Source organism: Streptomyces sp. SudanB25_2051, assembly GCF_964272635.1.
In the GTDB taxonomy this organism is placed as follows: domain Bacteria; phylum Actinomycetota; class Actinomycetes; order Streptomycetales; family Streptomycetaceae; genus Streptomyces.
In genome coordinates, this window is record NZ_OZ186787.1 from 3,366,000 (window position 1) to 3,378,820 (window position 12,821).

Annotated in this window: 12 protein-coding genes; 8 read left to right on the forward strand and 4 right to left on the reverse strand. The window is 74.6% G+C overall.

From position 1 onward, the window contains the following. Positions 1 to 28: 28 nt before the first annotated feature. Positions 29 to 361 (reverse strand): CopG family transcriptional regulator, encoded by a 333-nt coding sequence (locus ACSUPT_RS15040; RefSeq protein WP_361654392.1) that lies wholly within the window; start codon positions 359 to 361, stop codon positions 29 to 31. Between the two features lie 229 nt (positions 362 to 590). On the opposite strand from ACSUPT_RS15040, the gene ACSUPT_RS15045 reads away from it, so the two are divergent. Beyond that, complete coding sequence (locus tag ACSUPT_RS15045; protein ID WP_399218608.1) at positions 591 to 998, forward strand: hypothetical protein; 408 nt, start codon at positions 591 to 593, stop codon at positions 996 to 998. 14 nt (positions 999 to 1,012) lie between these two features. Here the strand turns inward: ACSUPT_RS15045 and ACSUPT_RS15050 are convergent, their stop codons facing one another. Then, complete coding sequence (locus ACSUPT_RS15050) at positions 1,013 to 2,173, reverse strand: sensor histidine kinase (protein ID WP_436944617.1); 1,161 nt, start codon at positions 2,171 to 2,173, stop codon at positions 1,013 to 1,015. A gap of 433 nt (positions 2,174 to 2,606) precedes the next feature. Between ACSUPT_RS15050 and ACSUPT_RS15055 the strand changes: the two genes are divergently transcribed. The 4 genes from ACSUPT_RS15055 to ACSUPT_RS15070 all read left to right on the forward strand — a co-directional run bounded on the left by ACSUPT_RS15055 (position 2,607) and on the right by ACSUPT_RS15070 (position 6,649). Beyond that, entirely contained in the window at positions 2,607 to 3,578 is a 972-nt protein-coding gene (locus ACSUPT_RS15055; RefSeq protein ID WP_351966541.1) for a pirin family protein, read from the forward strand. A gap of 281 nt (positions 3,579 to 3,859) precedes the next feature. Then, entirely contained in the window at positions 3,860 to 5,239 is a 1,380-nt protein-coding gene (locus tag ACSUPT_RS15060) for an MBL fold metallo-hydrolase (RefSeq protein WP_436944619.1), read from the forward strand. Positions 5,240 to 5,480: 241 nt separating this feature from the next. Then, positions 5,481 to 5,843, forward strand: a complete 363-nt coding sequence (locus tag ACSUPT_RS15065; RefSeq protein ID WP_436944621.1) for a rhodanese-like domain-containing protein — start codon at positions 5,481 to 5,483, stop codon at positions 5,841 to 5,843. Next, positions 5,840 to 6,649 (forward strand): TSUP family transporter, encoded by an 810-nt coding sequence (locus ACSUPT_RS15070; RefSeq protein ID WP_436944622.1) that lies wholly within the window; start codon positions 5,840 to 5,842, stop codon positions 6,647 to 6,649. Before ACSUPT_RS15065 ends, ACSUPT_RS15070 begins: the two co-directional genes overlap by 4 nt. A 30-nt stretch (positions 6,650 to 6,679) precedes the next feature. Here ACSUPT_RS15070 and ACSUPT_RS15075 read toward each other — a convergent pair whose 3' ends face one another. Then, entirely contained in the window at positions 6,680 to 6,961 is a 282-nt protein-coding gene (locus ACSUPT_RS15075) for a metal-sensitive transcriptional regulator (RefSeq protein WP_018845516.1), read from the reverse strand. Positions 6,962 to 7,037: 76 nt separating this feature from the next. Here ACSUPT_RS15075 and ACSUPT_RS15080 point away from each other — a divergent pair, with 76 nt between their 5' ends. Both ACSUPT_RS15080 and ACSUPT_RS15085 read left to right on the forward strand, forming a co-directional pair. Continuing rightward, complete coding sequence (locus ACSUPT_RS15080) at positions 7,038 to 7,601, forward strand: rhodanese-like domain-containing protein (protein ID WP_399218601.1); 564 nt, start codon at positions 7,038 to 7,040, stop codon at positions 7,599 to 7,601. A gap of 65 nt (positions 7,602 to 7,666) precedes the next feature. Further along, the gene (locus tag ACSUPT_RS15085; RefSeq protein ID WP_351966546.1) at positions 7,667 to 8,725 is read left to right on the forward strand and encodes an AI-2E family transporter; all 1,059 of its coding nucleotides are present in this window, start codon (positions 7,667 to 7,669) and stop codon (positions 8,723 to 8,725) included. Here the strand turns inward: ACSUPT_RS15085 and ACSUPT_RS15090 are convergent. Next, a complete protein-coding gene (locus ACSUPT_RS15090; protein ID WP_351966547.1) occupies positions 8,689 to 10,827 on the reverse strand; it encodes a SpoIIE family protein phosphatase in 2,139 nt (712 codons plus the stop codon). The two genes, ACSUPT_RS15085 and ACSUPT_RS15090, sit on opposite strands and share 37 nt — an antisense overlap. A gap of 224 nt (positions 10,828 to 11,051) precedes the next feature. On the opposite strand from ACSUPT_RS15090, the gene aspS reads away from it, so the two are divergent. Next, the gene (gene aspS, locus ACSUPT_RS15095; RefSeq protein ID WP_436944623.1) at positions 11,052 to 12,818 is read left to right on the forward strand and encodes an aspartate--tRNA ligase; all 1,767 of its coding nucleotides are present in this window, start codon (positions 11,052 to 11,054) and stop codon (positions 12,816 to 12,818) included. Positions 12,819 to 12,821 lie beyond the last annotated feature (3 nt).

Genomic DNA, 12,821 nt, shown 5'->3' on the forward strand with positions numbered 1-12,821 from the left:
TCACTGCCCAGGAGAAGGACTCCGTGGTTCAGGCCGCCTCGCGACCGTGGCATTCCCCGCCCCCGTCCGCCGTGGTGCCACGCTCCTGTACGGCCTTGGCTTCCGCGTTGCGGAAGACGTCCTCGGCCCACGCCTCGATCTCGGGTGAGGGAGGACCGATCGCGGCCTCCTTCTCCTGCAGCAGTTCTTCCAGGAGGTCTCGCTGCAGCTGCCGCTCCACCGCGGCGCTCACGTAAGCCGAGAAGCCGCGCTTGCCGACGCGGGCGCGTACCGCTGCGATCCGGTCCGCCGGCATGGAGACGCTGACCTTCTGGGCGGACGCCGTGCTCGCGGTGTCGTCGTTCAGTTCTTCCGGGTCCATACCTGCATGGTAGTAAACGAAGTAGCAAAGTTCTCGTCAAAGGATCGGTTCCCCTCCGGTCGGCGGGGGGCCAATCCCCCTTGAGGCGGACGGGAGGGGCCCGACGGGCTGCCTACTGTCGGTCGGGGCGCGGTTCGGTGCCGTGGTGGCGATGTGCCGCGGCGGCGGCGTTCGGGTCGCGGACCCCCGCCCCGTCCTGGACCGCCCTACCGAGGAGCCGAGCGCTCGCATGCTGCTGTTGCTGGAATTCGCCCTGCACACCCTGATGGACCTGGGGGTGCGGCTCGGCGGGAGGGCGCTCGACCGGGCCCGCTCCGCCCGCCGTGTCGCCGCGTACCGGCGGGGTGAGACCGTGCGGCTGCGCTGCCGCTACCGGATGGGCGCGCAGGCCCCGGAGCTGCGGCGCGGCACCCTCGTGATGAGCCGGAGCGGGATCGTGCTCGGCGGGGTTCCCGGGGGGCCGGTGCGGCTGGCCGGGCCCGTGTCGGCGGTGTCCGGCGGCGGGCGGGGCGGGACCTCGCTGTCCTGCACGGCCGTCCCGGCGGGCGGAAGTGGGGCGCCCGCCGAACTGCTGCTGGCCACCTGGGACGTGGAGCTGGTGCGGCTGGTCGCGGGCGGCGTCTCGGGGCGGCGCTGAGGCGCGGGCCCGGGTCAGGGGCGCGGGGGCGTGCCGTCCCGGGCGAGGCGCGGCCGCGGTGCGGGCGCCGTCGCCGGGGCGGTCGGCGCGGGCGCGAGGGGGAGTTCCGCGCGTACCGCGAAGCCGCCGTCGGGCGTCGGACCCGCGCGGAGCGTCCCGTCCACCAGGGCCGTCCGCTCCTTGAGGCCCGTCAGCCCGTACCCGCCGCCCTCGGGGTGCGCGGGCGCGGCCGGGTTGTCCGGCGGGGCCTCGTTGCGCACCTCCACGAGGAGGGTGTCCCCCCGCAGCGACGGCCGCACGGTCACCGCCACGGGGGCGCCCGGCGCGTACTTGCGGGCGTTCGTCAGCGCCTCCTGCACGGTCCGGTACGCGGCCCGCTCCACGGCGGGCGCGCAGGTGCGGCCGTCCGGGAGGGTCGCGTCCAGGTCGAGCACGGCGTCCAGGCGGGCGTCGCGCACCAGGGCCGGGAGGTGGTGCAGGCGCGCGGTGTCGCCGTCGTCGGCCCGGCCCGCCGCCCGGCGCAGGACGCCCACGACCTCGCGCAGCTCGCCCAGCGCGGCGGCGCTGTGGCGGCGTATCGTCTCGGCGTCCTGCCGGACCGTCGCGTCGGGCGCCGTCGCCCACAGCGCGCCGGACTGGGTGGCGATGATCCCCAGGTGGTACGAGACGGTGTCGTGCATCTCGCGGGCCATGCGGGCCCGTTCCCGCGCCACCGCCCGCTCGGCCTCCAGCCGGCGCCCGTGCTCCTGCGACGCGGTCAGCTCCCGCAGCCGGGTGCGCAGCTCGAAGCGCGTACGGGCGAGCAGTCCCAGGCCGGCCGGGCCGACGCTGAACATGAGGGCGACCTCCACCGCGAACAGGTGGTCGCCCCACTCCATGCCGGAGGTGCCTTCGGTGTACCCGGACCACAGGGTCGCGGCGAACAGCGAGGCCGTCGCGCCCAGGACGAGCGGGACGCGCGTGGTGCGGGACGCCACCGTGAACAGCGCGATCATCGGCGCGATCCACAGGTGGCCGGTCGCCATGGACGGCAGCGTGGCCAGGAGGACGGGCACGGGGAAGCGGCGGCGCACCACCAGGGCCAGCAGCGCGGGCGGGCAGACGAGCGCGGAGGTCCGGTCCAGCGCCCCGTACCAGGTGAGCACCTCCAGGGACGCCGCGGCCGCCACCAGCACGTCGAAGACCAGGGACCCGCGGCGGGACCGGGGCCGGGCCCACGACGCGGGCCACGGGCGGTGCCCGGACCGGGACCGCGACGTGGACCCGGACCCGGACGCGGATCCGGACCCGGACGCCGATTTGGATCCGGACCCGGACGCCGATCTGGATCCGGACCCGGACGCGGATCCGGATTCGGACGCGGTCGCCGTGGGCGGTGCGGGTGGTGTGGACGCGGGCATGGGTGTGCGCATGCGGTGGTTCCCCCGATCTCGCAGGCGGGCATGGCGCTGCGGTTACCCCGCAGTATCGCCGAGCGGATCAGGCCACCGGGCGTCCGGTTCAGGCCGTACGCCCGGGGAATGGACCGGCCGCCCCGTGGTTCCACTGGCAAGAAGTTCAGCATTCAACTAATCTGGGTGCACGCCGACCCGCCTCATGGAGGTCACCATGCCTGCCGTCACCGTCGAGAACCCGCTCACCCTGCCCCGCGTCGCCGCCCCGGTCGACACCCAGGCCCGCAAGGTCCTCACGGTGGTCACCGCGCCCAGCGGCTTCGAAGGGGAGGGCTTCCCGGTCCGCCGCGCGTTCGCCGGGATCAACTACCGCTACCTCGACCCGTTCATCATGATGGACCAGATGGGCGAGGTGGAGTACGCGCCGGGCGAGCCCAAGGGCACGCCGTGGCACCCGCACCGCGGCTTCGAGACCGTCACCTACCTGATCGACGGAACGTTCGTCCACCAGGACTCCAACGGCGGCGGCGGCACGATCACCAACGGCGACACCCAGTGGATGACCGCCGGCAGCGGCCTCCTCCACATCGAGGCCCCGCCGGAGTCCCTCGTCATGTCGGGCGGCCTCTTCCACGGCCTCCAGCTGTGGGTGAACCTCCCCGCCAAGGACAAGATGAAGGACCCGCGCTACCAGGACATCCGCGGCGGCTCGGTCAAGCTCCTCACCTCGCCCGACGGCGGCGCGCTGCTCCGCGTCATCGCCGGCGAGCTGGACGGCCACGAGGGTCCGGGCATCACCCACACGCCCATCACCATGGTCCACGCCACCCTGCGCCCCGGCTCCGAGATCACCCTGCCCTGGCGCTCCGACTTCAACAGCCTCGCCTACGTGCTGGCCGGGCGCGGCACGGTCGGCGCCGAGCGGCGGCCCGTACAGACCGGGCAGACCGCCGTCTTCGGCGACGGAGGCTCGGTCACCGTACGGGCCGACGAGAAGCAGGACGGCAACACGCCCGACCTGGAGGTCGTCCTCCTCGGCGGGCAGCCCATCCGCGAGCCCATGGCGCACTACGGGCCGTTCGTCATGAACACCCGCGACGAACTGCTCCAGGCGTTCGAGGACTTCCAGGCCGGCCGGCTCGGCCGCGTCCCCGCCGTCCACGGCATGGGCGAGGGGCTGGTGTAACGGCCTCGACGGCCTCGACAGCCCGGCCCGCCCCCGCGGGCGGGCCGGGCTTCTCTCGCGCTGCGCGCGGTCCACACGGCCTGACGGCCGAGGGGCCGGGCCGGTGACTCTCCGGGGATCTTCCCCGCCGGTCACCGGCCCGGCCCCTTTCACGTGCGGCGGCCCCGACCGCGCGGCTCACGGCACCCGTACGGCTCCGGAATACCCCCCTGGGTATCCCCTGTTAGGGTGGGTGACCGGGATACCCCCCGGGGTACAACTTCCGAGAGGAGTCGTGAGCCGTGTTCTTCGTCGACACGCTGGAGTCGGAGGGCCTGGGCAACCGCAGCTACCTGGCCGGCGGCCCCACCACCGCACTGGTCGTGGACCCGCCGCGGGACATCGACCGGGTCATCGCCGCGGCCGCCGCCCGCAAGGTCCGCATCGCCTTCGTGGCCGAGACCCATGTCCACAACGACTACGTCACCGGCGGTCTGGAGCTGGCCCGCCTCACCGGTGCCCGCTACCTGGTTCCGGCCGACGCGCACGTGTCCTTCCCCCGGACCCCGGTGGCGGACGGGGACACCGTGACGATCGACAAGGGGCTGGTGCTGCGCGCCATCGCCACCCCCGGACACACCCCGCACCACACCTCCTACGCCCTGGCCGAGGACGGGCGCGGTGTGGCCGTGTTCACCGGCGGGTCGCTGCTGATCGGCACCGTCGGCCGCCCCGACCTGGTCGAGCCGAGGCTGACCGAGCGGCTGGCGCGTGCCCAGCACGCCTCCGCCCACCGGCTGGCCGACGAGCTGGACGACGAGGTGCCGGTGCTGCCCACCCACGGGTTCGGCAGCTTCTGCTCCTCCTCCCAGGCCGAGGGCGACGCCACCACGATCGGGAAGGAGCGCGCGACCAACGACGCGCTCACCCTCGACGTGGAGGCCTTCGTCGCCCGGACGCTCGCCGGACTGGACGACGTACCCGCGTACTACACGCACATGGGCCCGGCCAACGCCGCGGGACCCGCGCCCGTCGACCTCACCCCGCCCCGCCGCGCCGACGCCGGGGAGATCGCCGCCCGGCTCGCCGCGGGCGAGTGGGTGGTGGACCTGCGCAACCGCGTCGCCTTCGCCGAGGGACACGTCGCCGGGTCGTTCAACTTCGAGGGCGAGGGCAAGCTCGCCACCTACCTGGCGTGGCTGATCCCCTGGGGCAGGCCCGTCACGCTGCTCGCCGACACCCCGGAGCGGGTCGCCGACGCGCAGCGCGAGCTGGCGCGGGTGGGCATCGACCGCCCGGCCGCGGCCGCCACCGGCGACCCGGCCGGCTGGGTACGCGAGGGCGAACGGCTCGCCTCCTTCCCCCGCGCCCGCTTCGCCGACCTGGCCGACGCCCGCCGGCGCGGCGAGGACCTCGTCGTCCTGGACGTGCGCCGGGACTCCGAGCGCGCGGGCGGGTTCATCGACGGCTCCGTGCCCATCCCGCTCCACCAACTGCACGGACGCCTCGGGGAGGTGCCGCCCGGGACGGTCTGGGTGCACTGCGCCGGCGGGATGCGGGCGGCGATCGCCGCCTCCCTGCTGGACGCCGCCGGGCGTGCCGTGGTCGCCGTCGACGACGGCTTCGACGCGGCGGCCGAGGCCGGACTGACCGTCGTCCGCCACCACGGCGACACCGACTGACGGACCCCGCGCACCGACGGCCCGCCCGGGGCGCGGCCCAGCCCCAGAGGCCGCCACGCCCGCGCGGCGCGGCACCCGCCTCCACGCCCCGCGCCCGCCCGCGCCCCGCGCCCGGACGACGCCCCACGCCCCCCGTCGCGCCCGGACGACGCCCCGCGCCCCGTCGCGTACAGGCGCCTGTCGCGCACCGCCCCCTCCCGTACGAGAGCCCTACGCAACCCCGCACGAAAGCGATTCCACGATGTTCCCGCTCTTCCGCAGCGGCCCCGGTCGCCTCACTCCCCGGCAGGCCCACCAGCAGACCGGCGCCCAGGCCGCCGTCCTGGTGGACGTCCGCGAGACACCCGAGTGGGACGCCGGGCACGCCGTCGGCGCGCTGCACCTCCCGCTGTCCCGCCTGGAGGCGGGGGCGCCACTCCCGGCAGCCGTGCGCGACACGCCCGTGATCGCGATATGCCGCTCCGGTCACCGCTCCCTGCGGGCCGTGAGGCTGCTGGCGCGGCGCGGGGTCCGGGCCACCGACGTCGCCGGCGGCATGACCGCCTGGGCGCGCGACGGGCTGCCGGTCACCGGGCCGGGCGGCAGCGGCGGAGCCACGGCGTGAGCCCGCTGGTCCTGGCCCTGCTCGCGGGAGCCGCGGTCGGCCTCGCGCTCGGCGCGCTCGGCGGGGGCGGCAGCGTCCTGGCCGTGCCCGCGCTGGTCTACCTGCTCGATTTCACCCCGGCCGCCGCGACCACCGCCGCGCTGATCATCGTCGCCCTCACCTCGTCCACCGCCCTGTACGCGCACGCCCGTGCGGGGGACGTCCGCTGGAAGGCGGGCGCCCTCGTCGCGGCGGCCGGGCTCCTGCCCGCCGCCGCGGCCGGAGCCGCCGCGAGCCGACTGCCGCAGCCCCTGCTGACCGCGGCGTTCGCCGTCGTCGCCGCGTCCGCCGCCGTCACCATGCTGCGCCCCGGCCGCGCGGCCGCCGACGCGGCGGCGGCCGGCGGGGCGGCGGCGGCCGGCGGGGCGGCGGCGGCCGGCGGGGCGGCGGCGGCCGGCGGGGCGGGGCCCGCCAGGGCCGTCGGCGCGGGCGCGGGGCTGGGCGCGCTGACCGGGCTGCTCGGCGTCGGCGGCGGCTTCCTCGCCGTCCCGGCCCTGGTCACCGTCGTGGGCCTCGGGATGCGGGCCGCCGTCGGGACCAGCCTGCTGGTCATCTCGGCGAACGCGGTGGCCTCCCTGGCCACCCGGGGCGCGACCACCGCCGGCATCGACTGGGCGGTCGTCGGACCGTTCACCGCCGCCGCGATCCTCGGCGCCTGGGACGGCCGACGCCTGGCCGCGAAGGCCGACGGCACCCTGCTGCGGCGGGCGTTCGCCGTCGCGCTGCTGGCGGTGGCGGCGTTCATGCTCGCCGACGCCCTCACCTGACGTGCGGGACGGACCGATGCGCGCGGCCGCTCAGGCCAGGGACAGGAACAGCTTCTCCAGACGGGCGCGCATCTGCTCCCGGTCGCCGGACGCGGCCATGTCGGCATCCGTCAGGCAGTGCTGGAGACCGGTCGCGATGATCGCGAAACCGGCCTTGTCCAGCGCGCGGGACGCCGCCGCGAGCTGGGTGACCACATCCTCGCAGTCCCGTCCCTCCTCGATCATCTTGATCACTCCGGCGATCTGGCCCTGCGCCCGGCGCAGCCGGTTGACCACCGTCTTCAGTTCCTCAGCCGCCATGGCCAGTTCCACGACCAACACCCCTTCCGGATACCCCCGCGGGTATCCTACCGAAGGGGTAACCACACCCGAGCAAAGGAAAGTCCCCGTGGCACCCTCCGCCCTCACCCCCGAGCAGGCCCACGCCCGTCTGCACGAGCTGACCGTCATCGACGTGCGCACCCCCGGCGAATTCGCCTCCGGCCACCTGCCCGGCGCCCACAACATCCCCCTCGACCACCTCGACACCGCCCTGCCGGCCCTGAGGTCCGCCGCGGACCGCGGTGACCTCCTCGTCGTGTGCGCCTCCGGTGCCCGCTCCGCCGAAGCCTCCCGGCGCCTGGCCGACCGCGGCATCGCGACCGCCACCCTCAGCGGCGGCACCGCCGCCTGGACGCGCCTCGGCCACGAGACCCACCGTCCCGCCGGGGCACGCACCCCCTGGGCGATGGACCGGCAGGTCCGCCTCGCCGCCGGCTCCCTCGTCCTGACCGGGCTGATCGCCGGACAGCGCTGGAGCGCGGCCCGCCTGCTCTCCGCGGGCGTCGCCGGAGGCCTGGTCTTCTCCGCCCTCACCGACACCTGCGCCATGGCCAAACTCCTCGCCAGGCTCCCCCACAACCAGCCCCGGCCCGCGGACCTGGACGCCACCCTCGCCCGTCTCGCCGCCTGACGCCCCCTCACCCGCGCGGGCCCCGCGAAGCTGCGGGGTCCGCACGGGCATGGTCGGCTGGTGGCGTGCCGCCGCCCCCGCTGCCCGAACCCGTACGCCGCCTCGCCGCCTGGTGCGCCGTACTGCTGCTGGTCACAGGTGTGGCGGCGGTCGCGGTCTGGCTGTGCGTCACCTTCCGGACCGCCGTCACCCCGGCGCTCCTCGCCCTGCTCGGCACGGCGCTCCTGGGCCCCCTCCACCGGCGCCTCGTCGCGATGCGCGTGCACCGGTCGCTGGCCGCCGGGCTCACCTGCGCCGCGATCGTCGCCGTCTTCGGCGGCGCCGCGTACATCGTCGTCACCGCGCTCATCGACACGGGCGACCAGATCGTCGGCTCCCTGCGCCGTGCCGCCGAGGACCTCGCCGAGCGGTTCGGCGCCGCCGGGACGACCCTCGACGACCTCGCCGCCAACGCGCGGGGCCTCCTCGGCCGGTTCGGCTCCACCGCCGCCTCCGGGGTGATCACCGGGCTCAGCGCGGCCGCCGAGGTGGCCGCCATGGCCCTGCTCGCCCTGTTCCTCGTCTTCTTCTTCCTGCGCGACTCCGGGCGGGCCGTCGGCGCGCTGCGGTCGCTCACCCCCGCCTCCACCGGCGACATGGTGGAGGCCATGGCGCGGCGGGCGTACGAGGCGGTCGAGGGGTTCATGCGGGGCACCACCCTGATCGCCCTGATCGACGCCGTCCTCATCACGGCGGGGCTGCTCGTGCTGCGCGTGCCGGGCGCCGTCGGGCTCGGCGCGCTCGTCTTCGTCGGGGCCTACATCCCGTACCTGGGCGCGTTCCTCTCCGGGGCCGTCGCCGTGCTCGTCGCCTTCGCCGACCGGGGGCTCGCCATCGCCCTGTGGGCGCTCGGCGTGGTCCTGGCCGTGCAGGTGCTGGAGGGCAACGTCCTCCAGCCGATCATCCAGAGCCGCACCGTCCAGATGCACCCGGCGGCCGTGCTGCTCGCCCTCACCGCCGGGGCGTCCGTCGCCGGGATCCTCGGCATGCTGCTCGCCGTGCCCCTCGCCGCCGCCGCGTTCGGCGTCTTCGAGGAGCTGCGGCGGCACTACGCCCGGCCGGCGTCCGGCGTCCCGCCCTCGTAGAGCTCGAACCAGATCGACTTGCCCTCGCCGCGCGGGTCCACGCCCCACGCGTGCGCCAGCATCTCCATCAGCACCAGGCCGCGCCCCGACGACGCCATCTCGCCGGGCCTCCTGCGGTGCGGCAGCTCGTCGCTCGCGTCCGCGACCTCCACCCGCAGCCGCCGCGCGCCCCGCTCGCCGCGCGCCTCCGCCACCAGCAGGGCGTCCCCGTCGGTGTGGACCAGCACATTGGTGACCATCTCCGACACCATCAGCACCGCCGAGTCGACCTGATCCTCGTCCGCCCAGTCGTGCAGCAGCTCCCGCAGCTGCCGCCGGGCGCCCGCGATCCGCTCGGGCTCCGCCTGCGCGACGGTCAGCACCGTACGGCGCGGAGCCAGGCGCACGGTGGGATCACCCGTGCGGGACAGCAGCAGGACCGCGATGTCGTCCTCCCGCCGGTCCGCGAGCGGACCCACCGTGTGGTGCGACTCCGGTCCGTGCACCGCCTGCACCAGCGCGTCCGCCAGCACCTCCAGCGACTCCCGGCGCGGGTCGTACTCCTCCAGCAGCTTGCGCACCCGCAGCCAGCCGGTCTCCATGTCGTGCCCGCCGGTCTCCAGCAGCCCGTCCGTGCACAGCATCAGCGTCTCGCCCGGCTCCAGGACCATCCGCGTCGTCGGATAGTCCGTGTCCGGGACGATGCCCAGCGGCAGGCCGCCGTCCGTCGGCCGCATCATCACCGTGCCGTCCGCCATCAGCACGGCCGGGTCCGGATGCCCGGCCCGCGCGATGTCGAGGGTGCCCGACGCCGGGTCCACCTCCAGGTACAGGCACGTCGCGAACCGGGCCCCGTCCGTGTCCGAGGCGGCCGGCCCCGCCCCGTGGCCGTCCACCCCGTGCGCGCCCTCCGTGATCCCGTACAGGAACCGCGACGCCCGCGACAGCACCGCGTCCGGGCGGTGCCCCTCCGACGCGTACGCCCGCAGCGCGATCCGCAGCTGGCCCATCAGCCCCGCCGCCCGCACGTCGTGCCCCTGCACGTCGCCGATCACGAACGCGACCCGCCCGCCCGGCAGCTGGATCATGTCGTACCAGTCGCCGCCCACCTGGAGCCCGCCGCCCGTCGGGACGTACCGCGCGGCCACCTCCATGCCGGGGATCGCCGGGCCCAGCACGGGCAGCATCGTCCGCTGGAGGCCCAGCGACAGCTCCCGCTCCGACTCCGCGACCCCCGCCCTGGCCAGCGCCTGCGCCAGCATCCGCGCCACCGTCGTCAGCACCGACCGCTCGTCCGGTGTGAACCCCACCCGGTACGTGAACGCCGCCAGCCACGCGCCCATCGTGCGGCCCGCCACGATCAGCGGCAGGAACGCCCACGACTCGCGCCCGAACCGCTGCGCCAGCGGCCAGGTCGCCGGGAACCGCTTCCGGTACTCCTCCGGCGTGGAGAGGTAGATCGCCCGGCCCGTGCGGACCACCTCGGCCGCCGGATAGTCGGTGTCCAGCGGCATGTCCGCGAACGGCCCCTCGTCACCCGGGCTGTGCCCGTGCTGTCCGATGATCGTCAGGCGGTCGCCCGCCACCCCGAACACCGCGAGCCCGTCCGGTGAGAAGCCCGGCATCGACAGCGACGCCGCGACCCGCAGCACCTCCGCCGTGGACCGCGCCTCCGCCAGCGCCCGCCCCGCGTCCAGCAGGAACGCCTCCCGCGACCGCCGCCAGTCGCCCGTCACCGGCTGCCGCGCGGCCCGCCCCGGACCGGGCTCGGGCTCGGCGACCTCCTGGAGGGTGCCCACCAGCCGCAGGCCGGCCCCGGAGTCGTACGCCATCGGCTTGGCCCGCGACCGCACCGCGCGGATCACCCGGCCGCTGTCGTCCATCACCCGCAGGCGCGACTCGGCGAGGGTGCCCTCGGCGAGCGCCAGACTGACGATCCCGTCGATCTCGTTCCAGTCCACGGGATGGAAACGGGAGCGCACGGCGCCCTCCGTCAGCTCGACGGGCTCGGCCGGCAGCCCGAGAAGCCGGGCCGCCTCGGCGTCGAGCTCCACGGTCCCGGTCCCGCTGTCCCACCGCCACAGACCGGTCAGGATCGCGGCCAGGACCTCCTCGGTGCGCATTGCCCCACTTTAAGAAGATGGACGGAAGAGGCGCCACCGTGCCGGAGTAACTCCTTCGCGCGGGAGCGGTGGCATCGCCCGGTCCTGTGTGCGCCCTGCGCGCGCGGTCGCGCGCAGTGCGCGGTGGCGCGCGGCCTCCGCCCGGTACCCTGGTCGGTGTTTCACGTGAAACACGGTTCGACGTGACACACAGGCCCCGATCCGCGAAGACTGGATGAACCACGATGCATCGGTACAGGTCCCACACCTGCGGCGAGCTCCGCGCCTCTGACGTCGGCACCGACGTCCGGCTGAGCGGCTGGCTGCACAATCGGCGCGACCTGGGCGGCATCCTCTTCATCGATCTGCGCGACCACTACGGCATCACGCAGCTCGTCGCCCGGCCCGGCACCCCCGCGTACGAGGCCCTCGACAAGCAGACGAAGGAGTCCGTCGTCCGCGTCGACGGCAAGGTCGTCTCGCGTGGCGCCGAGAACGTCAACGCCGACCTGCCGACCGGCGAGATCGAGGTCGAGGTCGCCGAGGTCGAGGTGCTCGGCGCCGCCGGACCGCTGCCGTTCACCATCAACACGGACGACGGGGTCAACGAGGAGCGCCGCCTGGAGTACCGCTTCCTCGACCTGCGCCGCGAGCGCATGCACCGCAACATCATGCTGCGCACGGCCGTGATCTCCGCGATCCGGCAGAAGATGGTCGCCCTCGGCTTCAACGAGATGGCCACGCCGATCCTCACCGCGACCTCCCCCGAGGGCGCCCGCGACTTCGTCGTGCCGTCCCGCCTCAACCCGGGCAAGTTCTACGCGCTGCCGCAGGCGCCGCAGCAGTTCAAGCAGCTGCTGATGGTCTCCGGCTTCGACCGCTACTTCCAGATCGCGCCCTGCTTCCGCGACGAGGACGCCCGCGCCGACCGCTCGCCGGGCGAGTTCTACCAGCTCGACGTCGAGATGTCCTTCGTCGAGCAGGAGGACGTCTTCCAGCCGATCGAGAAGCTCATGACCGAGCTGTTCGAGGAGTTCGGCGGCGGCCGCCACGTCACCTCGCCGTTCCCGCGCATCCCGTTCCGCGAGGCGATGCTGAAGTACGGCTCCGACAAGCCCGACCTGCGCGCGCAGCTGGAGCTCGTCGACATCACGGACGTCTTCGCCGACTCCGAGTTCAAGGCGTTCGCCGGCAAGCACGTCCGCGCCCTGCCGGTCCCGGCCGTGCAGGACCAGCCGCGCAAGTTCTTCGACTCGATGGGCGAGTTCGCCGTCGAGCACGGCGCGAAGGGCCTGGCCTGGATCCGCGTCGGCGAGGACATGGCGTTCAGCGGCCCCATCGCGAAGTTCCTCACCGAGGACAACGTGAAGACCCTGGTCGACCGCCTCGGCCTGAAGCCCGGCCACGCCGTCTTCTTCGGCGCGGGCGACTTCGACGAGGTCTCCAAGATCATGGGCGCCGTCCGCGTCGAGGCCGCCAAGCGCGCCGGCCACTTCGAGGAGAACGTCTTCCGCTTCTGCTGGATCGTCGACTTCCCGATGTACGAGAAGGACGAGGAGACCGGCAAGATCGACTTCTCCCACAACCCCTTCTCGATGCCCCAGGGCGGCATGAAGGACCTGGAGGAGAAGGACCCGCTCGACATCCTGGCCTGGCAGTACGACATCGTCTGCAACGGCGTCGAGCTGTCCTCCGGCGCGATCCGGAACCACGAGCCCGAGATCATGATCAAGGCGTTCGAGATCGCCGGCTACGACCGGGACACCGTCGAGCAGGAGTTCGCGGGCATGCTCCGCGCGTTCCGCTTCGGTGCCCCGCCGCACGGCGGCATCGCGCCGGGCGTCGACCGCATCGTCATGCTGCTGGCCGACGAGCCGAACATCCGCGAGACGATCGCCTTCCCGCTCAACGGCAACGCCCAGGACCTGATGATGGGCGCCCCGACGGAGCTGGACGAGGCCCGCCTGCGCGAGCTGCACATCTCGGTGCGCAAGCCCGCCACGGAGAAGTAAGCC

What these genes read in the sequence shown, in the direction of transcription:
- ACSUPT_RS15045 (WP_399218608.1), top strand. Translation starts at nt 591, where the DNA reads ATGCTGCTGTTGCTGGAATTCGCCCTGCACACCCTGATGGACCTGGGG.
- ACSUPT_RS15040 (WP_361654392.1), bottom strand. Translation starts at nt 361, where the DNA reads ATGGACCCGGAAGAACTGAACGACGACACCGCGAGCACGGCGTCCGCC.
- ACSUPT_RS15090 (WP_351966547.1), bottom strand. Translation starts at nt 10,827, where the DNA reads ATGCGCACCGAGGAGGTCCTGGCCGCGATCCTGACCGGTCTGTGGCGG.
- ACSUPT_RS15055 (WP_351966541.1), top strand. Translation starts at nt 2,607, where the DNA reads ATGCCTGCCGTCACCGTCGAGAACCCGCTCACCCTGCCCCGCGTCGCC.
- aspS (WP_436944623.1), top strand. Translation starts at nt 11,052, where the DNA reads ATGCATCGGTACAGGTCCCACACCTGCGGCGAGCTCCGCGCCTCTGAC.
- ACSUPT_RS15065 (WP_436944621.1), top strand. Translation starts at nt 5,481, where the DNA reads ATGTTCCCGCTCTTCCGCAGCGGCCCCGGTCGCCTCACTCCCCGGCAG.